This is a genomic window from Rhizobium sp. B230/85, assembly GCF_019355735.1.
Taxonomy (GTDB): Bacteria; Pseudomonadota; Alphaproteobacteria; order Rhizobiales; family Rhizobiaceae; genus Rhizobium; species Rhizobium rhododendri.
The window spans coordinates 1,242,781-1,261,093 of the sequence record NZ_CP072156.1 but is presented as its reverse complement, the minus strand read 5'-3'; the positions used below and the strand labels follow the sequence as shown (position 1 = coordinate 1,261,093).

At 62.0% G+C, this 18,313-nt stretch carries 15 protein-coding genes; 5 read left to right on the top strand and 10 right to left on the bottom strand.

From position 1 onward, the window contains the following. Both J5289_RS05980 and J5289_RS05975 read left to right on the top strand, forming a co-directional pair. Complete coding sequence (locus tag J5289_RS05980) at positions 1–888, top strand: SMP-30/gluconolactonase/LRE family protein (protein WP_209187337.1); 888 nt, start codon at positions 1–3, stop codon at positions 886–888. Between the two features lie 278 nt (positions 889–1,166). Continuing rightward, complete coding sequence (locus J5289_RS05975) at positions 1,167–1,724, top strand: PRC-barrel domain-containing protein (protein ID WP_142824124.1); 558 nt, start codon at positions 1,167–1,169, stop codon at positions 1,722–1,724. Between the two features lie 73 nt (positions 1,725–1,797). Here J5289_RS05975 and J5289_RS05970 read toward each other — a convergent pair whose 3' ends face one another. From J5289_RS05970 to J5289_RS05960, 3 genes are all read right to left on the bottom strand, one after another. Further along, positions 1,798–3,843: an NADH:flavin oxidoreductase gene (locus J5289_RS05970; protein ID WP_209206721.1), complete on the bottom strand. Its 2,046-nt coding sequence runs from the start codon at positions 3,841–3,843 to the stop codon at positions 1,798–1,800. A gap of 131 nt (positions 3,844–3,974) precedes the next feature. Beyond that, positions 3,975–5,330, bottom strand: a complete 1,356-nt coding sequence (locus J5289_RS05965; protein ID WP_209182943.1) for a bifunctional diguanylate cyclase/phosphodiesterase — start codon at positions 5,328–5,330, stop codon at positions 3,975–3,977. A 111-nt stretch (positions 5,331–5,441) separates the two neighbouring features. Next, positions 5,442–7,178 (bottom strand): response regulator, encoded by a 1,737-nt coding sequence (locus J5289_RS05960; protein ID WP_209182942.1) that lies wholly within the window; start codon positions 7,176–7,178, stop codon positions 5,442–5,444. Between the two features lie 333 nt (positions 7,179–7,511). Between J5289_RS05960 and mutL the strand changes: the two genes are divergently transcribed. Then, entirely contained in the window at positions 7,512–9,326 is a 1,815-nt protein-coding gene (mutL, locus tag J5289_RS05955; protein ID WP_209182941.1) for a DNA mismatch repair endonuclease MutL, read from the top strand. 60 nt (positions 9,327–9,386) lie between these two features. Next, on the top strand, positions 9,387–9,617 hold the full coding sequence (locus J5289_RS05950) for a DUF2093 domain-containing protein (RefSeq protein WP_142824119.1): 231 nt from the start codon (positions 9,387–9,389) through the stop codon (positions 9,615–9,617). Here the strand turns inward: J5289_RS05950 and lpxK are convergent. From lpxK to J5289_RS05920, 6 genes are all read right to left on the bottom strand, one after another. After that, a complete protein-coding gene (gene lpxK / locus J5289_RS05945) occupies positions 9,614–10,663 on the bottom strand; it encodes a tetraacyldisaccharide 4'-kinase (protein ID WP_209206722.1) in 1,050 nt (349 codons plus the stop codon). The two genes, J5289_RS05950 and lpxK, sit on opposite strands and share 4 nt — an antisense overlap. Before the next feature lie 58 nt (positions 10,664–10,721). Next, entirely contained in the window at positions 10,722–11,438 is a 717-nt protein-coding gene (locus tag J5289_RS05940) for an HAD family hydrolase (RefSeq protein ID WP_209183017.1), read from the bottom strand. Between the two features lie 25 nt (positions 11,439–11,463). Then, a complete protein-coding gene (waaA, locus tag J5289_RS05935; protein ID WP_209206723.1) occupies positions 11,464–12,783 on the bottom strand; it encodes a lipid IV(A) 3-deoxy-D-manno-octulosonic acid transferase in 1,320 nt (439 codons plus the stop codon). A gap of 162 nt (positions 12,784–12,945) precedes the next feature. Then, complete coding sequence (locus J5289_RS05930) at positions 12,946–13,197, bottom strand: DUF4170 domain-containing protein (protein ID WP_111217599.1); 252 nt, start codon at positions 13,195–13,197, stop codon at positions 12,946–12,948. 59 nt (positions 13,198–13,256) lie between these two features. Then, on the bottom strand, positions 13,257–14,066 hold the full coding sequence (locus tag J5289_RS05925) for a 3'(2'),5'-bisphosphate nucleotidase CysQ (RefSeq protein ID WP_209206725.1): 810 nt from the start codon (positions 14,064–14,066) through the stop codon (positions 13,257–13,259). 98 nt (positions 14,067–14,164) lie between these two features. Continuing rightward, positions 14,165–15,511: a TldD/PmbA family protein gene (locus J5289_RS05920; protein WP_209182938.1), complete on the bottom strand. Its 1,347-nt coding sequence runs from the start codon at positions 15,509–15,511 to the stop codon at positions 14,165–14,167. 119 nt (positions 15,512–15,630) lie between these two features. On the opposite strand from J5289_RS05920, the gene J5289_RS05915 reads away from it, so the two are divergent. After that, the gene (locus J5289_RS05915; RefSeq protein ID WP_209182937.1) at positions 15,631–17,436 is read left to right on the top strand and encodes a monovalent cation:proton antiporter-2 (CPA2) family protein; all 1,806 of its coding nucleotides are present in this window, start codon (positions 15,631–15,633) and stop codon (positions 17,434–17,436) included. Here the strand turns inward: J5289_RS05915 and J5289_RS05910 are convergent. Then, positions 17,433–18,311: a patatin-like phospholipase family protein gene (locus J5289_RS05910; protein ID WP_374108572.1), complete on the bottom strand. Its 879-nt coding sequence runs from the start codon at positions 18,309–18,311 to the stop codon at positions 17,433–17,435. The two genes, J5289_RS05915 and J5289_RS05910, sit on opposite strands and share 4 nt — an antisense overlap. Positions 18,312–18,313 lie beyond the last annotated feature (2 nt).

The window sequence follows — 18,313 nt, the reverse complement described above, 5'->3', positions numbered from 1 at the left end:
ATGACGGACATTCACGAATTCCAGGGCAACATCCTGTGCGACACCGCATCGGTGCTTGGGGAAGGCCCGACCTACGATCCCGCGACCGATACGGTCTGGTGGTTCAACATTCTCGGCAAGGAACTGCATGAACTGCAGCTCGGCAGCGGCCGGAAGAAGGTCCACGAGTTGCCGATGATGGCAAGCGTCCTCGCGCGTATCGACGCGGACAGGCAACTGCTGGCAACGGAACAGGGTCTGTTCATCCGCGACATCGCCACCGGCGCCCTGACCTTCTATCTGCCGCTCGAAGCGGACAAGCCGGAAAACCGCTCCAACGACGGCAGAACGCATATTTCCGGCGCGCTTTGGATCGGTACCATGGGCAAGCGGGCGGAAATGCAGGCAGGCGCGATCTATCACGTTGCGGCAGGCAAGGTGACGAAGATATTCGATGGCATCAGCATCCCGAACTCCATCTGCTTTTCGCCGGACGGATCGTTCGGCTATTACACCGACACGCGGATCAGCCGGCTGATGCGTGTCCTCGTCGACCCCGCGACCGGCCTGCCCATCGGCGAGCCAACGGTGCTGGTCGACAGCTCGGAGGATATCGGCGGCATCGACGGTTCGGTCTGCGATGCCGACGGCTACATCTGGAACTCTCGCTGGGGATCGGGCTTCGTCGATCGCTACAGCCCGGATGGCTTGCGCATCGAGCGCCATCGCGTGCCTGCCATGCAGCCCTCATGCCCGGCCTTCGTCGGCCCCAATGCGGATCGCCTGGTGGTGACGACTGCCTGGGAAGGGCTCGATGACGAGGCTCGGGCGACACAACCGCAGGCTGGTGCCCTCATGGAGCTCGGGATCACGGTCAAGGGCGTCTTCGATCCGGCTTACATTCTCTAATATATCGCGATTAATTTGCGGGAATTCGAAAGGCGCCGGCGACTGTCCGGCGCCTTTTGCACGCGGTGAGAAAGCCCCGCAGACAGACGTTTTGCGCCAGTAAGCGCCATTCCGGCCTTTCTTGAGGATTACCGCAAAACACTAATTTCATCCGTTTTTTCGAGGAACAAAGCGTAGATTCGTCCATTTCCTATAAGAACCGGCATGATGATGGTGAGCCTGAGACAGGCGCCGCCCATGTCGGGGGTCAACCGATCCACTCGAAAGGAAGATTGACGATGAATACCAAGTTTATGACCACTGTCGCTACCGGCGCTATCTTTGCAGCTGCCTCCGTCTTTGCTCCAGTCGCCTTCGCGCAGACTTCAACGACACCTTCGACAACCACGACACCGATGGCAACGGCACCGTCAACAGACGCGCCGGCTGCAACTTCCACGGGTTCCTACATCACCCAGCAGTCGCCCGATCAGGTCAGTGCCAACACCTATATCGGCCAGTCCGTCTACAATGGTGCCAATGAAAGCATCGGCAAGGTGAGCGACCTCATCATGCAGAAGAATGGCGGCATCGTTGCGGCCGTGGTCGGCGTCGGCGGGTTCCTGGGTATCGGCGCCAAGAACGTCGCAGTTCCGATCAGCAACATTTCGATCGCCCAGAACACCGACGGTACCGTCAAGCTGACGACATCCGAGTCGGCCGACACGCTGAAGTCGGCTCCGGAATTCAAGACGCTGGCAATGCAGTCCTCCGAATCGTCGTCTTCGACACCGGCAACAACGGCTCCGGCCGGCGGGACGACCGCTCCGGCTGACGGTTCCACGACCACCAAGTAACCCGACGGCGGGTTATAGCAGACGATAGATTATCGGCGGCGGCGTGAAAACGCCGCCGTTTTGCTATGCGACGTCATAGCAGCGAACAGTATCGCAGAGCGTCGTAGATTGCGGCGTGGACGTTGCGGCTGGAGACTGCGTCGCCGATGCGGATCAGGTCGAAGCTGCCCTCGGGATTGCTCGTCCGCAAGGGCTGCTTTCGTGCGATCAGCGAACCGTAATCGATCGCTCCGAGGTTTCGCGACAAGGGCTTCAGTTCATCGTAAAGCTCGGCGTTGGCCATGGTCCCGTGTTCGACCACCACTTGCGACACGCGGCGCTCGATCCGGGTCTTTTCCGAATAATCCGACCCCAGCACGGCCACAAGGCCATTTCCCTCGCGCCGCACCGATTTGAGGCGCGTGTTGATCGTCACCCGGACGTTCTTCTCGGCGAAGATCCTGGCGTAGGGGACGTGGTTCATACCGCCCATCTCCGGCGCAAAAAAGCGCTCCGGCGAGACCAGTTCGAGGTCTGCGCCGGCGATGGCGATAACCTCTGCAGCCGACATGCCGGGATGGCCGCCGTTGTCGTCGAACAACAGCACGCTGCCCTCCGGCTTGACGGCGCCGGCGAGAATATCCCAGCTCGAGGTCACCAGCTCGTCACCGGCCTCCAGCTCCGGCGACTGGGCGATGCCACCGGTGGCGACAACCACGAGGTCCGGAGCAAACGGCAGCACCTCGTCTGCCGAGGCATAGGTGTCGTAGTGGATCATGACGCCGAGACGCTCGAGCTCCTGCAGCCTCCAGTCGACGATGCCGATCATTTCCTTGCGTCTGGAGTTGCGGACAAGGAGATTGATCTGCCCACCCGCCTGCCCGCTTGCCTCGAGAACGTCGACATGATGCCCGCGTTCGGCTAGAACGCGCGCCGCCTCGAGGCCGGCCGGTCCGGCGCCGATTACGACGGCCTTGCGGGCAATTTCGGCTTTCGCAATGTCATGGCCGATCTCTGCCTCGCGGCTGGTGGCGGCGTTGTGGATGCACAGCGCCTCGCCGCCTTCGTAGATGCGGTCGAGACAGTAGGTGGCGCCGACGCAGGGCCGGATGCGGGCCTCCTCGCCTGCCATGATCCTGTTGATGATATGCGGATCGGCGATGTGGGCCCGCGTCATTCCGACCATATCGAGTTTGCCCTCGGCGATCGCATGGCGGGCCGTGGCGACATCGGCGATGCGGGCAGCGTGGAATACCGGGAACTTGGTAGCCGCCCGGATATCACCGGCAAAATCGAGATGCGGCGACGCGCGCATGCCCTGGATCGGGATGACTTCGTTCAGCGCAGCATCGCCGTCTATATGGCCGCGGATGATGTTCAGGAAATCGATCTGGCCGCCGCTGGCAAGCGTCTTGGCGATGGCCACGCCTTCCTCGCGAGACAGTCCCTTCTCCCAGTCTTCGTCGGCCACCAGGCGGATGCCGACGATGAAGTCAGGCCCGACGGCCTTGCGGACCGCTTCCGTGACCATAGTCGAAAAACGCATGCGGTTTTCGAAAGATCCGCCGAACGCGTCGTCGCGGTGGTTGGTGGCCGGTGACCAGAAGCCGTCCATGAGATGGCCATAGGCCTCGAGCTCAATACCATCAAGACCGGAGGACTGCATCCGCACCGCCGCAGCCGCATAATCGGCGACGATGCGCTCGATATCCCAGATTTCGGCTTCCTTCGGGAAGGCGCGATGGGCGGGCTCGCGGATCGCCGACGGCGCCAGTACAGGCAGCCAGGCGCCCTTGTTCCAGCCGGTGCGCCGGCCGAGATGGGTCAGCTGGATCATGACAGCTGCCCCGAACTCATGACAGTCGTCAGTGAGCGCCTTCAGCCACGGAACAATTTCGTCCTTGTAGGCGTGCAGGTTGCCGAATGCCGGCGGCGAGTCGGGCGAGACCACGGCAGAGCCCGCGGTCATCGTCAGTGCGATACCGCCCTTGGCTTTTTCGCGGTGGTACAGGCGATAGCGGTCGGTGGGCATTCCACCTTCGGAATAGGCCGGCTCGTGGGCCGTCGACATGATGCGGTTTTTGAGCGTCAGATGCTTCAGCTGATAGGGTTGCAGCAGGGGGTCAGTCGGTTCGGCCATGATATGTCTTCTCTGCATGCCAAGGGTTCGTCATGACAGACATCATTGCCGAGCTGGATGCAGAATGCGAGGCCTATCGGCGGCGCGCGGTGGTCGCGCAGCGGCGCGATCGAAACAGACACCCTGGAGTGTCAGGCGTTGGCGTGATCGCTCAGCGCGTAATAGCGTTCGTGCAGATAACGCAGCGTGGCGGCGCCATCGACGGGCCTGCCGTAGAAATAGCCCTGCCCCATGCCGCAGCCGAGGGAACGCAGCTTTTCGGCCTCGTCGCTGTCCTCGATGCCTTCGGCCACCACCTCGAGGTCCAGCCCTTCGCACATGGCGAGAATGGCCTTGATGATATGTTCGGATGCGCGGTCGCTGTTGATGCGCGAGACGAAGGCGCGATCGATCTTGACCTTGTCGAAAATGAACTCGCGCAGCCGGCCAAGGCTGGATTGACCCGTGCCGAAATCGTCGAGCGAGATGCGGACACCGGCGGCGCGCAGGTCGGTGATGATCTGGTGGGCCGTCTCGGCAGATGTCATGACTGCGGTCTCGGTGATTTCCAGCTCGAGCCGGCGCGGGTCAAAGCCGACGCGCGCAAGAATTGCCAGCACGCTGCTGGAGGTTCCCGGATCCATCAGCTGCGCCGACGAAAGGTTGAACGACAGGAACAATTCGCGCGGCCAGGCGAGTGCTGCCTCCGCAGCCTTGCGCAGCAAGGTCTCGGAGAGAGCATCGATAAAGCCGCGCTCCTCGGCCAGCGGCACAAAGACGGCCGGAGAAACGAAGCCGAGATCCGGATCGCTCCAGCGGGCGAGCGCTTCGAAGCCGACCACGGTGTCGTTGGCAAGCGAAACGATCGGCTGGAAGTGAACATCGATGGCGTCGGAGATGATGGCGTTTCGCAGGGCCTGCTCCAGCTGCGTCGCCCGCTTCATCTCCTCGGCGATTTCATTGGAATAGACCGTGATCTGGCCGCGACCCCGACGCTTCGACCGGTAAAGGGCGGTCTCTGCGCTTTTCAGCAGGGCATCGAAGTTGTCGCCGGCAAAGGGGTGTATGGCAAGACCAAAGGACGCCGAGAGGCGGACATTGCGGTCGCCGAGGTCGTAGGGCGCGGAAAGCACCTCGCGGATCATCTGGCCGAATTTCTCGCCGCCGACACGCTCGAACACCAGCGGCAGGACGAAGGCGAATTCGTCGCCATCGTGACGGGTCACGGTTGCGCCATCAGGAATGCATGCCTTGAGACGGTGGGCGACTTGGCAGAGGATTTCGTCGCCGGCTTCTGCGCCGAACAAGTCGTTGATCGGCTTGAAGGCATCCAGGTTGGCAATGGCGATTGTAAAGGGCGCAGGATCGCTGGCACGCTCTTCCGCGAGCAGCCGTACGCGGTCGCGCATGCGATACCGATTGCCCAACCCGGTCAACGGATCGGTATATGCCATGGCCTGCAGCTCAGTCTGGCTAACGGGCAAGGGCGGCAAATCCGGTGATTTCATCTGCAATTCCGACACGTCTCCCACCCATGAGGCAGAATGCCGGCTAAGTCTTAAAAAATGGATAGCGACGCCCTGGCGAGACCGGGCGGGAGAGGCTGCGCGCGCTTGTGGCTAAGCAGTTTCGCGGGCCTGTGCGTTGCCGAGATGCTTGAGGAACACCAGTTGCAGCATGTCGGGGCTCACGGGTTTCAGGATGACGTCGTCCATGCCGGATGCAAAGCACGCATCGCGATCCTGGTCGAGCGCCTGGGTCAGGACGCCGACGATCGGTGTTCGACTGGCCGAACCTGCCTCGACCTCCCTGATCAGCCTGGTTGCCTCGAACCCGTTGAGGCCGGGCAGCGTGATGTCCATCAGCATCAGCTGGGGACGGTATTCGGTCCACATCCTCACCGCCTCATCGCCGGTGGAAGCGATCTTGTAGCTATAGCCGAGGCCTTCGAGGATCTGCGAAAAGACGATCTTGTTGATGGCATTGTCTTCAGCGACCAGAATCTCGCAGCTGTTGTCTTCCGTGCTGATCGAGATCGGCCAGATTTTTTCATCGGGATGTTTCGGCGCGAGCCTCTTGCCGCGCATGTTGCGGTTGAAATACCGGGCAATCCGGAAGGTCAATTCGTTGGCGAGTTGCGCGCCGTCGAGGCAGAGGGCCGCGATATTCTGGCGTTCGGCCAGCTCCATGCCGCGCACGCCGATCTGGTTGTCGATGACGACCAGATCGATTCGAACACCGAGCGAGCTTGCAAAATCGAGAAACGCCGCCTCCTCGCCCTCACTGCGCACCACGCAAGCCTCGAACCCGTATTTGGCAAGCATCTTCAGGGCCGTCGATTCAGCCGCAAGATCGTTGGTAACGAGGAGTATCTTCTGACCGTTGAACGTTTCAGGGGTGAACGTTTCCATGGCGGGCAGTCTGTGCAGGGCTGCCTGCAGCGTCTCGACCGGGACATAGGCCCGCCGATAGCTGCGGTCGCCGGATTCGGTGATGGCGGACGCAAGGCCGAACTCGTCGAAATCGCCGCCGTCGGTCGGCAAATCCTGCATCGTGGCGACGAGAAAATAGCGGCCGGGCTTGCCGATCCGGAGCTTGCGCGTGACGATGTCCCGCTCCATGCCGCTGCGATCGATCTGCCGCTGGCGCGAAATCGACAGGTCACCGGTGTCGATCACATGCTGGTCGCTTTCACCGAACCGCTGGGCGACATCGGTGGAAAACAGGTCGCTGCTCTTGCGCCCGAGGATCTCGTCGGCGGACTTCTGGTATTTGTCGCAGAGCGCCTTGTTGACGGCGACGTAGGTCAGGTCCCTGTCCTTCACGAACAGCGGAAAGGGCAGGTTGTCGAGGATATCCTCGGTGAGCTGAACGCGCTCGAGGTCCGCCCGCCACTGCTCCTCGCGTTTGCGGGTCTCGGAAATATCGGTGATGATGCAGACACCGTAGCCGCTGGAGAGCCGGCGCTTGGTAAAGCGTACCCAGCGATCGGCGCCATGGCGCTCGGTGAATTCGTACCGTTCGCGCCAGTGGGTGGCGATCGTCTGAGACAGCCAGTCCTCGCGGCTGCTCGGAACGGGTCGCTTGCCGGCAATGTCGCGCTGGCGGATACCGGTGTCGAAGACGGCACCGAGGAAGTCGCGCAGTCGGGTTTGCGGCCGCAACAGGTGCTCGGAAATCGGGTAGAAATTCAGAACCTGGCGGCTGGCAAAGAGCAGCGTATCGTTTTTATCGTAGACGAAGAATGCGGACTGCAGCCCCTCGCAAATCGCATCGAAAAGCGCCGTCTGCAGCGTGCCATCGGCAGGCGCATCGTCATTGACGGAGAGCACTGCCTTCTCAAACTCGGCAGTCATTCGTCCGATTCCCCTATGGCATCGATCACTGAGAGGCCCTCAGGCGGGCACGGTCTGGCCGGCGCCGAATTGCGGTAAGCATGCTGGCAAGCTGTTTGAAACAGACGGATGCCGGCCAGTATATGTGACGGTTTCCAGCTGGCCATCACGCGCCGAGATCAGGTGCGATGCACCGCCTGCAATCATTTCAAACAATAACGGAAATCTGCCTTTTTAGTATTAAGGTCCGATTAATGGCGATGCGAACATGTTGCGTCGCGGAATAAGGTGGACGGCGCCCTGAGCGGACAGTTTCTCCTTTCCACGGGGTCAAGAATCCGGGAAAATGCTGCCATGAACATCAAGCAGCTTTCCGAAACCCTGGTGAACCAGATCGCCGCCGGCGAAGTCATCGAGCGGCCGTCGAGTGCGGTCAAGGAACTCATCGAAAACGCACTGGATGCCGGCGCAACGCGTATCGAGATCGCCACTGCCGGTGGCGGCAAGGCACTGCTGCGGGTCAGCGACAACGGCAGCGGCATGGACCGGGACGATCTCGAACTTGCCGTACGCCGACACTGCACCTCGAAGATATCGGATACGCTCGACAACATCCGCACCCTCGGCTTTCGCGGCGAAGCGTTGCCCTCGATCGGCTCGGTGGCGCGCTTGTCGATTTCGAGCCGCAGGGCGGATGGCGCGGACGGCGCCGAAATCGCCGTCGCCGGCGGCAGGCTGCTGCACCTGCGGCCGGCAGCCGCCAATCCCGGTACCATCGTCGAGGTCCGCGACCTCTTTTTCGCAACGCCCGCCCGCCTGAAATTCCTGAAGACGGAACGTGCCGAGGCAGCAGCTATCACCGAAGTCGTGAAGCGGATGGCCATCGCTTTTCCGCATGTGCGCTTCGTGCTCTCGGGCTCCGACCGCTCGACACTGGAGTTTGCCGCAACCGGCGACGACAGGCTGGCGCGCATGGCGCAGGTGCTCGGCGAGGACTTCAAGCACAATGCCATTGCGCTGGATGCCGAGCGCGAGGACGTCGGTCTGAAGGGCTATGCCGGTGTGCCGACCTTCAATCGTGGCAACGCAGCGCATCAGTACGCCTTCGTCAATGGCCGACCGGTGCAGGACAAGCAGATCCTCTCGGCGATCCGCGGCGCCTATGCCGAGACAATTCCGTCGGGGCGCTATCCGGTGGCGGTGCTGTCGATCAGCATCGATCCGGCGCTGGTCGACGTCAACGTCCACCCGGCGAAATCCGATGTGCGGTTCCGCGATCCCGGCCTCGTGCGCGGACTGATCGTCGGGTCCATTCGCGAGGCGTTGTCGCGCGATGGCGACCGGGCCGCAACCACCGGCGCCGACAGCATGCTCCGCTCTTTCCGGGGCGGCGCCCAGGCGGCGTGGCGCCCCTCCCCGCCTTCAACACCGTGGTCACCACAGACTTCGCCATCGCGCCCATACGATGCAACGTTGGTGGCAAGCGGCTTCGGCGAACCGGCGCAGGCAACATTCGAGGACCTATCGGCCCCGGCGGCGCGCGTAGACAGAGGCCATGCCGGCCTCCAGCCGGATGCACCACAGCCACAGCACCGCCTCGGCGCGGCCCGGGCGCAGATCCATGCGAACTACATCGTCGCACAGACGGAAGATGGACTGGTCATCGTCGACCAGCACGCGGCCCATGAACGGCTGGTGTTCGAGGAAATGCGCAAGGCGCTGCATTCCAGGCGCATGCCGTCTCAAGTGCTGCTGATCCCCGAAATCATCGATCTGCCGGAAGAGGATTGCGACCGGCTGATGGTGCATGCCGAAAGCTTCGGCAATCTGGGACTTGCCATCGAGCGCTTCGGACCGGGAGCAATCGCAGTGCGCGAAACGCCGGCGATGCTGGGCGAGGTCGATGCGCAGGGAATGATCCGCCAGCTCGCCGACGAGATTGCCGAATGGGATACGTCATCGCTGCTGGGCGCAAAGCTGGAATATGTCGCGGCGACCATGGCCTGTCATGGCTCGGTGCGTTCCGGACGGCAACTGCGCCCGGAGGAGATGAACGCGCTGTTGCGGCAGATGGAAGCAACGCCCGGATCCGGCCAATGCAACCACGGGCGACCGACCTATATCGAGCTCAAGCTCAGCGATATCGAGCGGCTGTTCGGCCGGAGCTGAAAAAGCTGGAAATATGCCCGCCGCCGCGCTAAGGCAGGCGATGGCAGGAGAACGACGGAAATGAACCTTTTAGAGGGAAGCGGAAACCGCGAAGCGAAGGTGCGCTATCTCGACGGCGACTTCCAGCTGCTGGCGCCCGGCTCCCATGTTATCTGCGCTATGACCGGACAGCGCATTCCGCTCGACGAACTCCGCTACTGGAGCGTTGCCCGCCAGGAACCCTATGCCGACGCCATCGCCTCGTTTGAGGCCGACAAGCGCGCCGGTATCCTGCCCAACCAGCGTCGCTAGCCCTTGGTCCCGGAGGTGCCTGCCGCGAGCCTCCGGCTACGGCAGCCTGCGAGGGCGTTGTCGATGATGAGATCCGCGGCGCGGTGGTCCGAAAAGGTCATCTCGACCTCAATGACAAGGCTCTCGGCAACCAGTTGTTGCGCAGCGCCGGATCTGCCAAGCAAACGCACATAATCCTTCGATGTCGTGACGATCTTCAGGTCGTGGCGTCTTGCCGTGTCGAGAACATCGGTAATTGCCGCATCGATTAAGTGCTGGTGGTCTCCGAAAGGCCGATGGACGACGATTGTGGCACCGGTGGATTCGACTGTGCGGAAGAACTTCTGCGGGTCAGCGATACCGGCGAAGGCCAGTACGCTCTGGCCGGCCAAACCCTCCTGCCCCCGCACCTTCAGGACGGCGGTGAAAAACGGCTTGCCGGCGCGAGCTGCCATCCGCACCACCGCATCGGCAGCCTTGCCGCTGCCGACCTTGAGCAGCCCGGACGTATGCCGGAGCTGTTCGCCAAGGGGCGCGCGCAACGGTCCTCCGGGTACGATATGTCCATTGCCGATGCCGCTGTTGGCATCGATCACCAGCAGCGCATAATCGATGGCGAGTTGGGCGCTCTGGAAACCGTCGTCCATGATGATGAGATCGGCGCCCTCTTCGACCAGGCGACGGGCTCCTTCGATGCGTCGCCGTGAAATCACCGTCAGGGCTTCGCGCGCAAGAAGCAGCGGCTCATCGCCGACTACCACAGCCGTGTGTTTATCCGGGTCGACGACGGTGATGCCACGCGCCGAGCCGCCATAGCCACGACTGAGGAAGCCGGGTTTCAGCCCCTTTTCCTTTGCCTGACGGGCTAGAGCGAGCGCAGTCGGCGTCTTGCCGGCGCCCCCGACCGTGAAATTGCCGACGCAGATGACTGGAACCGGGACGGAAGCTCGCCGGCCATTGGCCATGCGCTTGCCGGCGATGCGGCCATAGAGGTACGACACCGGCCAAAGCAGGCGCGCGCGCCAATCGGGCTTCGTCCACCAGAATGGCGGTGCTTCCGATACCATGTGATCCCCTGTTCGATTATCGGCAAAGAGACGGCAGTTTGCGCTTGAATGCAAGCGGTTAGCGCGACATCAGGGCGTCGGGCAGAAGCGGCTCGAGCCCCGTGATGTCATCGAGGCAATAGTCTGCCGCGGCGGCAAGGCTTTCCGGCGAACCGGTGCCGGTCAGGACGCCGATGGTGAGCCCGACGCTGGCGTTACGTCCCATGTGGAGATCGTGATTGTTATCGCCGACCATGGCTACATCGCCCGGAGACAGGCCTGTGGCCTCGCAGAAGCCGAGCACCATGCCGGGCTCAGGCTTGACGCCGAACCCGCTGTCATAGCCGGCAATAAAATCGAGGCAGTCGAGAAACCCGAAATGCCGGGCAGTTTCACGTATGGAAGTCTGATTGTCGCTGGAGGCGACGCCAAGACGGTATCCTCTCGCCTTCAGACGGCCGAAGAAGGCGGCGAGATCCGTGACCGGAACGGCAAACTGGGCAGCGCCGGAAAACAGGTCGTCAAGTTGGCGCGTGAGATCGTCGAGGTCGAGGGTCGAACCGGCGGCGACCAGTCCTTCGGCAATCTGGCGGGTGTTGCCGGCTGCGAGCAGGCTGTCTGGAACGACGTGGCCGGACACAGGGTCCATGCCGCAGGCAAGCAACAATCGGTCCGCCAGCGCGGCCTCGCCGCCGGCGGCGATCTGCGCCAGTTGCCGGTTCACCGGCAGCCAGCTCTTGTTGTAGTCGAGCAGCGTGCCGTCCTTGTCAAAAAGGATGCCCCGGATGGTGGCCAGTCGTTCGTCAGTCACCAGGAAGTCCTCAAGCCTGCGCGGCCTTCGGCAGCAGCCGGGCTTTGAGCGTCAGTGGATTGATATAGGGCTCGAGCCCCTTGATCGTCGCCGTCAGGGCGCCGCGCATCTCGTGCACCGCCGTAAAGCCGGCCTCGATCATGGTGGCGCGGGCGGTGTCGTTGGTCAAAAGGTAGTGGACGCCCTTGGCCAGCATTTCTGTGTCGCGAACCATGCGGGCGCTGCCGCTGCGCGCCAGCCTTTGGTAGGACTCGCGAAAATTCTGCACGTGGCCGCCTGTCAGGATCGCACAGCCCATCATTGCCGGCTCGATCGGGTTCTGGCCACCCTTGTTCTCGAAAAGCGAGCGGCCGACGAAAGCCACCTCGGTCATCCGAAGGTAAAGGCCCATTTCGCCGATGGTGTCGCCGAGGAATACATCGACATCGGCGGTCAGCGGATCGTTGCGGGTCCGGCAGGCAACTTTCAGCCCCTGTGCCAGCAGCATCTTCTCGATATCGTCGCAACGTTCGGGATGCCGCGGGACGAGGATCGTCAGCAGATCGTCGCGCGCCTTGAGGGTGCGGTGGACGACGGCGGCAGCATTCTCCTCTCCCTCAAAGGTCGAGACGGCAGCCCAGGTCTTGCGGGTGCCGAGTTGCCGCATGTAATCGGCCAGCACCGCCGCATCATAGGGCGGTGCGTCGGTATCAACCTTGAGGTTGCCGGAGGTGCTCACCTGCAGCGCACCAAGGTCGCGAAAACGCTCCGCATCGACATCCGATTGCGCCAGAACCAGTGCCATATTTTCCAGCAGCGCTGCAGCCAGCGACGGATGGCGCTGCCAGCGGCTGAAGGACTTGTCCGACATGCGGGCATTGACGAGGATCTGCGGGATACGCCGCGCCACGAGTTCACCGATCGTCGTCGGCCAGATCTCGGATTCGGCGATGATGCTGCAATCCGGCTGCCAGTAGTCGAGGAAGCGGGCGACGGCAGGCTTCAGGTCGAGCGGGACATACTGGTGAATGACGTCATTGCCGAGACGCTCGCGGGTCACCTGCGCCGACGTCATTGTACCTGTCGTCAACAGCACGTGGATGTTTCGCTGGCGGATTTCGCGGATCAGCGGCACGACGGCCGAGGTTTCGCCGACGCTTGCGGCATGGAACCAGATCAGAGGACCCTGCGGGCGGTTGGCGCTGGCATAGCCGAAGCGCTCGCCACGCCTTGCCTTGTCTTCCTTGCCGTTGGTCGCACGCAGCGCAAGGTAGGGCGTCATCAGTGGCGAGATCGCGACGCCGCCGAGACGATAGGCTTTCAGCGCCATACGCGCCCTAAAGCTGCTCATCGCAGAAGCCTCCGATCCGTGGTGATCGTCATCAATGCCAAAACCCAAACTGTTGCGACTGGACTAAATAAAGTTTCAGCTCGAAAAGAGCAGTAAAACCAGATGCTTGGCAAATTTATGACCGACCCGCGACAATCACGGCTGTATCAATGGTTTCCGCAATCAGCCTTTGGGAGAGGCCGAATCCTGCGGATCGAGCAGGCGATGCATGTGAACGATGAAATATCGCATATGAGCGTTATCGACAGTCTGCTGAGCCTTGGCCTTCCAGGCCATGTGCGCGCTGGCATAATCGGGGAAAATACCGACGATGTCGAGGCCGCTCAGATCACGGAAATTCACGTCGTTGAGATTTTCGAGCTCGCCGCCGAAAACGAGATGCAGAAGCTGCTTTTTAGCGCTGGAGTCAGTCATATCTGTCTTTCTTTCCTATCGCTCCCCCAACGCTCATCTGAGCGATTTTGGGTGAAAGGTCAACCGTCTCGTCGGGAGGCAAGCTGATGCAGGAATTCCGGCATCAGGGCCTCTCCGGCACCACAAAGTTCGGCATGCTTTACCACAGCCTTGTTGTAGACGAGCAGGTCGCCGGCAAGGTCGACAAGCTGCCCCCCGGCACGCTGCAGGATCAGGTCGGCTGCGGCCAGATCCCAGTCATGGGAATCGCGCTTGACCAATGTACCTTCCAGCCTTCCGTCGGCCACCATGGCGAGGCGGTAGGCAAGCGATGGGATGTGCTTCACGCGCTGCACGGTGCTGCGGAACGCCGCGCCAAAGCCAGCAATCATGTCTTCAGCAGTTGCCAGCCGATGGACATCGCCGGCTCTTGGCTCGGACACCTTGAGTATATTGCCGTTCTTGAGCGCAGGCCCTTCGAGCCCGGCGACATAGAGTTCGCGGAGCGCTGGCGCAAACAGAACGCCGGCAACAGGGCGCCCGTCGGTAACGACGGCGACACTGATGCACCAGATCTCCGAGCCAGCCAGAAACCCGCGCGTCCCGTCGATCGGATCGACGACGAACAACGTGCGGCGCTGGAGGCGATCGGATGCGTCGTCGGTCTCTTCGGAGAGCCAGCCGTAATCCGGCCGGGCCGCCTGCAGCACTCTGGAAAGCACATCGTTGGCGGCATAGTCCGCGGCGCTGACGGGCGATTGCCCACCATTTTTCCACCAGACTTCCGGAGACTGCTGGAAGAAGCCGAGTGCCACTTCGCCGGCCTCCTGGGCCGCCTGGACAATCAGGTCCAGGTCACTTTGCCAGCTGAACGTTGCGCTCTCGGCCATGCTATTGTTCCCGTAACGCCCTAGGGCATTTCAGCGTTTCACGGAAACGCAAAAATGCTCTATCTCTTTGTTTTTATGCACTTCCAAACACAGGCACTTTAGAGGCCGGCCAGCGTCATGCCTTCGATGGCTATGGTCGGCGCTGCGGTGCTGAAGCTCCGGTCGATATCGTTGGCCGGCGTGAAGCGCATGAACATGTCCTTGAGATTGGAGGCAATGGTCACCTCCGACACTGCAAATGTCAGTTCGCCGTTCTCGATCCAGAAACCTGTTGCGCCACGGCTGTATTCGCCAGTGATCATGTTGACGCCCTGGCCGATCAGTTCGGTGACGTAGAACCCGTCCTTGACGCTCTTGATCAGCTCTTCCGGCGACATCTCGCCGGGCTCTAGCGCAAGATTGGTGGACGATGGCGTAACGGTTGTGCCGCCGCGAACGCCACGGCCGTTTGTCGGCATGCCGATTTCCCGGCCGGTCGATGTCGACAGGAACCAGTGCTTGAGCACGCCATCCTCGATCATCACCAGACGCTGGCCGCTGACGCCTTCGCCATCGAAAGGACGCGAGGCGGAGCCGCGGACGATGAGTGGATCGTCGGTGATGGACATTCCGGATTTCAGCACCTGCTGGCCCATCTTGTCGCGCAGGAAGCTCGACTTGCGGGCGACCGAGGAGCCGTTGATGGCGCCGCCGATGTGTCCGACGAAGCTGCGGGCGACGCGGGGGTCGAAGACCACGGTGACATTCTTGCCGGTCGGAACCTGGCGCGGATTGATGCGCTTGACCACCCGCTCTCCGGCGCGGCGGCCGATGTCCTCGGCGGAATCCAGATCGGCAAAGTAGAGACGGCTGTCGAAATCGTAGTCGCGCTCCATGCCCGTGCCTTCGCCGGCGATGACGCTGACGGATCGGCCGAACCGCGAGCCCATGTAGGCACCTTCGAAGCCGCGGGAGGTCACCAGCACCATGCCGCCCATGCCGGCCGATGCGCCGGAGCCGGAGGACTTGCTGACGCCCTTGACGGCAAGCCCTGCCTCCTCCATCGCCAGCGCGGCTTCACGCAGCTGGTCGGTGGAGACTTCGGTCGGGTCGTAGAGATCGAGATCGGGGTAGTTGCGGGCCAGCTTGTCGTCGTCCGCGAGACACGCAAACGGATCTTCCGGAGACACCTTCGCCATGGCAACGGCGCGTTCGGCCAGAACCTGGAGATCGAAACCCGGATTGGCCGAGACGTTGGCGACCCGGTTGCCGACGAAGACACGCAACGAGAAGTCATCGCTCTCGGAGGACTCGGTGCCTTCGACCTTGCCGAGGCGCACACTCACCGATTGCGAGCGGGAACGCACGACGACCGCATCGGCGGCATCGGCACCGGCCTTGCGGGCGAGATCTATCAGTTGGCCGGCGCGGGAAAGTAGTGTTGCGGAATCGATTTCAGAGGACATGAGTTGGCCTTTCCTTCGTCTTCCATTTATTGTGCAGTACCGAAAGCATCAAGGCCGAGCGTGTCGATTCTTGGGGCTCGACAGCATATGCACTGCCTACCTACGGAAAGATACAGACCATGTCAGCCCCCAACGCCTTCTTCACCGAAACGCTGTTGCTGCTCGGCGGTACCGTCGTTACAGCGCCGATCTTCAAGAAGCTTGGATTGGGTACGGTGCTCGGCTACCTGGCGGCCGGCGTCGTCATCGGCCCCGTATTGCATGGCATCAGCGACGGCGAAGCTGTTCTCGGCGTAGCCGAGCTTGGCGTCGTATTCCTGCTGTTCATCATCGGCCTCGAACTGAAGCCGACCAGGCTCTGGCAGATGCGCAGGGATATCTTCGGCCTCGGAAGCGCCCAGGTCATTTTCACCGGCATGGCCCTTACGCTCGCCGCATGGCTTACGGGCATGGTCGACTGGCGCGGCAGTGTCATTGCCGGCTTCGGCCTGGCGCTGTCGTCCACCGCCTTCGCGATGCAGATCCTCGACGACCAGAGCGATATCAATACCCGTTACGGTCAGCGATCCTTCTCGATGCTGCTGTTCCAGGATCTCGCCATCGTGCCGCTGCTGGCACTGATCACTGTGCTCGACGGGCCGAAGCAGGAAGCCCATCCCCTGACCGATCTTGCCATCGCCATAGGCGCGGTAGCCGGCATGATCGTGGTCGGCCGCTACCTGCTGACGCCGCTGTTCCAGGTGATCGGCCGGACCGGCGCCCGCGAGGCGATGATCGCAGCAGCACTGTTCGTCGTGCTGGGCTCGGCCACGCTGATGCAAATGGCGGGGCTGTCGATGGCAATGGGCGCTTTCCTCTCCGGGGTGATGCTGGCAGAATCCTCGTACAGGCACGAGCTGGAGGCGGATATCGAACCGTTTCGCGGCGTGCTGCTGGCGATTTTCTTCATTGCCGTCGGCCTGTCGCTGCAGCTTCAGGTGATTTACGATCACGCATTTTTCATACTCATGGCCGTGCCGGTGTTGCTGGCGGTCAAGGCGCTTGTCATCTATGCCCTCTGCCGGATATCGGGCTCGTCGCATAACGACGCCATCCGCATCGCTCTGCTGCTGCCCCAGGGCGGCGAATTCGGCTTCGTTCTGTTCAGCACAGCCGCGTCCACCGGCGGACTGCTTTCCGACAGCACCGCCTCGTTGCTGATCGCCATCGTCACGCTGTCGATGGCGCTGACGCCCCTTGCCGTGGCGCTCTCGAAGCGACTGATGTCAGGCGATGCGCATGAAGAGATCGACGAGAATTTCGAGGGCGCCGGTGCCGACGTGCTGATGATCGGCTTTTCGCGCTTCGGCCAGATCGCCGCACAGATCCTGCTTGCCGGAGGCCGCGAGGTGACGGTGATCGACTTTTCCGCCGACCGCATCCGGCAGGCGTCGTCCTTCGGTTTTCGCATCTATTTCGGTGATGGAACCCGCAAGGACGTGCTGCGCTCCGCCGGCATAGACCGCGCCAAGATCGTGGTCATCTGCACCCACACGCGGGAAATCACCGACAAGATCGTCGAACTGGTGCAGGCTGAATATTCCCATGCCCGGATTTTCGTGCGCAGCTACGACCGTATCCACTCCATCGCGCTGCGAAAAGCGGGCGTCGATTACGAGCTGCGTGAGACGCTGGAATCAGGTCTGTTGTTCGGCCGGCGGACCCTTGAGGAACTCGGAGTCGGTGAAGCGGAGGCAATGGCGATCCAGGAAGATATTCGCAGGCGCGACGAGCAGCGGCTGATTCTGCAGACGACGGAAGGTCCGCAGGCAGGTGCCGACATGCTGTTTTCGAAGCCGGTCAAGCCGGAACCGCTGATCAAGCCAAAGCGGTCGGTCGAAGTCATCGATGCCAGCGACGATCTGTCGGAGCCAGCGAGTCTCTAGGTCTGGCGTGCGGTCAGGATCTCGTCGAGCGCATATTTCAGCTCGTCCTTGATGCCGACGGACATGGCGAGGATTTCGCGAGCCTTGAGAAAATCCATAACGCCGATACGCCCGACTGCGGGGCACAGGAAGATCTGCGGCGGACGCAGGCGGAGCTTCAGGGCAATCGCCGTCTGCATCATCAACTGGCCGCTGCCGAACAGGCTTTCCATACGGTTCGGCACATGAGTACCGTCACCATCCGGCGCGCCGACAACATCGACGCCGATGACGATATCGGCAAGATCCATCAGATGCTCGTAAGGCACTGGATTGATAATGCCGCCGTCGATCATGACGCGGTCGTTTCGCCGCACGGGCATGAAAATGGCCGGAATGGCGGCGGAAGCGGCCAAGGCCTCTATAAGATCGCCATCTTCGATGACCACCTCGGCCTGGCCATAATAATCGGTAGCGATCACCTTCATCGGAATGCGGAGACCGTCGAAACTATCCGGCACCTGATGCGGCAAAAAAGCCCGCAGCACGCGCTCGAGATCGAACTGCCCGATCTTCAGGCCGCGTACCGACTTCGGCCTGAGACCCCAGATCCGGTTGGCGACAGCCTTCCTGTTGCCGATGCTGGAGAGAGCGTGGTCGCGGATCTCGAGCCCGCTCATGCCAGACGCCATGCCTGCACCGATGATAGCGCCGATCGACGAGCCGGAAATGGCGACCGGCCGGATGCCGAGTTCGTCCAGCGCCTCGATGATGTGGATATGGGCAAGCCCACGTGCACCGCCGCCGCCGAAGGATACGGCCACGGATGGCAGAGACGATCTGTAGGTGTCCATGGTGTCGGTGATCTCATCACCCAGTCTGGTGATCGTATTCATAA

Excerpts from the sequence above, each read along its gene's own strand:
- J5289_RS05980 (WP_209187337.1), top strand. The coding sequence starts at position 1 with ATGACGGACATTCACGAATTCCAGGGCAACATCCTGTGCGACACCGCA.
- J5289_RS05975 (WP_142824124.1), top strand. The coding sequence starts at position 1,167 with ATGAATACCAAGTTTATGACCACTGTCGCTACCGGCGCTATCTTTGCA.
- J5289_RS05970 (WP_209206721.1), bottom strand. The coding sequence starts at position 3,843 with ATGGCCGAACCGACTGACCCCCTGCTGCAACCCTATCAGCTGAAGCAT.
- J5289_RS05965 (WP_209182943.1), bottom strand. The coding sequence starts at position 5,330 with ATGAAATCACCGGATTTGCCGCCCTTGCCCGTTAGCCAGACTGAGCTG.
- J5289_RS05960 (WP_209182942.1), bottom strand. The coding sequence starts at position 7,178 with ATGACTGCCGAGTTTGAGAAGGCAGTGCTCTCCGTCAATGACGATGCG.
- mutL (WP_209182941.1), top strand. The coding sequence starts at position 7,512 with ATGAACATCAAGCAGCTTTCCGAAACCCTGGTGAACCAGATCGCCGCC.
- J5289_RS05950 (WP_142824119.1), top strand. The coding sequence starts at position 9,387 with ATGAACCTTTTAGAGGGAAGCGGAAACCGCGAAGCGAAGGTGCGCTAT.
- lpxK (WP_209206722.1), bottom strand. The coding sequence starts at position 10,663 with ATGGTATCGGAAGCACCGCCATTCTGGTGGACGAAGCCCGATTGGCGC.
- waaA (WP_209206723.1), bottom strand. The coding sequence starts at position 12,783 with ATGAGCAGCTTTAGGGCGCGTATGGCGCTGAAAGCCTATCGTCTCGGC.
- J5289_RS05930 (WP_111217599.1), bottom strand. The coding sequence starts at position 13,197 with ATGACTGACTCCAGCGCTAAAAAGCAGCTTCTGCATCTCGTTTTCGGC.
- J5289_RS05925 (WP_209206725.1), bottom strand. The coding sequence starts at position 14,066 with ATGGCCGAGAGCGCAACGTTCAGCTGGCAAAGTGACCTGGACCTGATT.
- J5289_RS05920 (WP_209182938.1), bottom strand. The coding sequence starts at position 15,511 with ATGTCCTCTGAAATCGATTCCGCAACACTACTTTCCCGCGCCGGCCAA.
- J5289_RS05915 (WP_209182937.1), top strand. The coding sequence starts at position 15,631 with ATGTCAGCCCCCAACGCCTTCTTCACCGAAACGCTGTTGCTGCTCGGC.
- J5289_RS05910 (WP_374108572.1), bottom strand. The coding sequence starts at position 18,311 with ATGAATACGATCACCAGACTGGGTGATGAGATCACCGACACCATGGAC.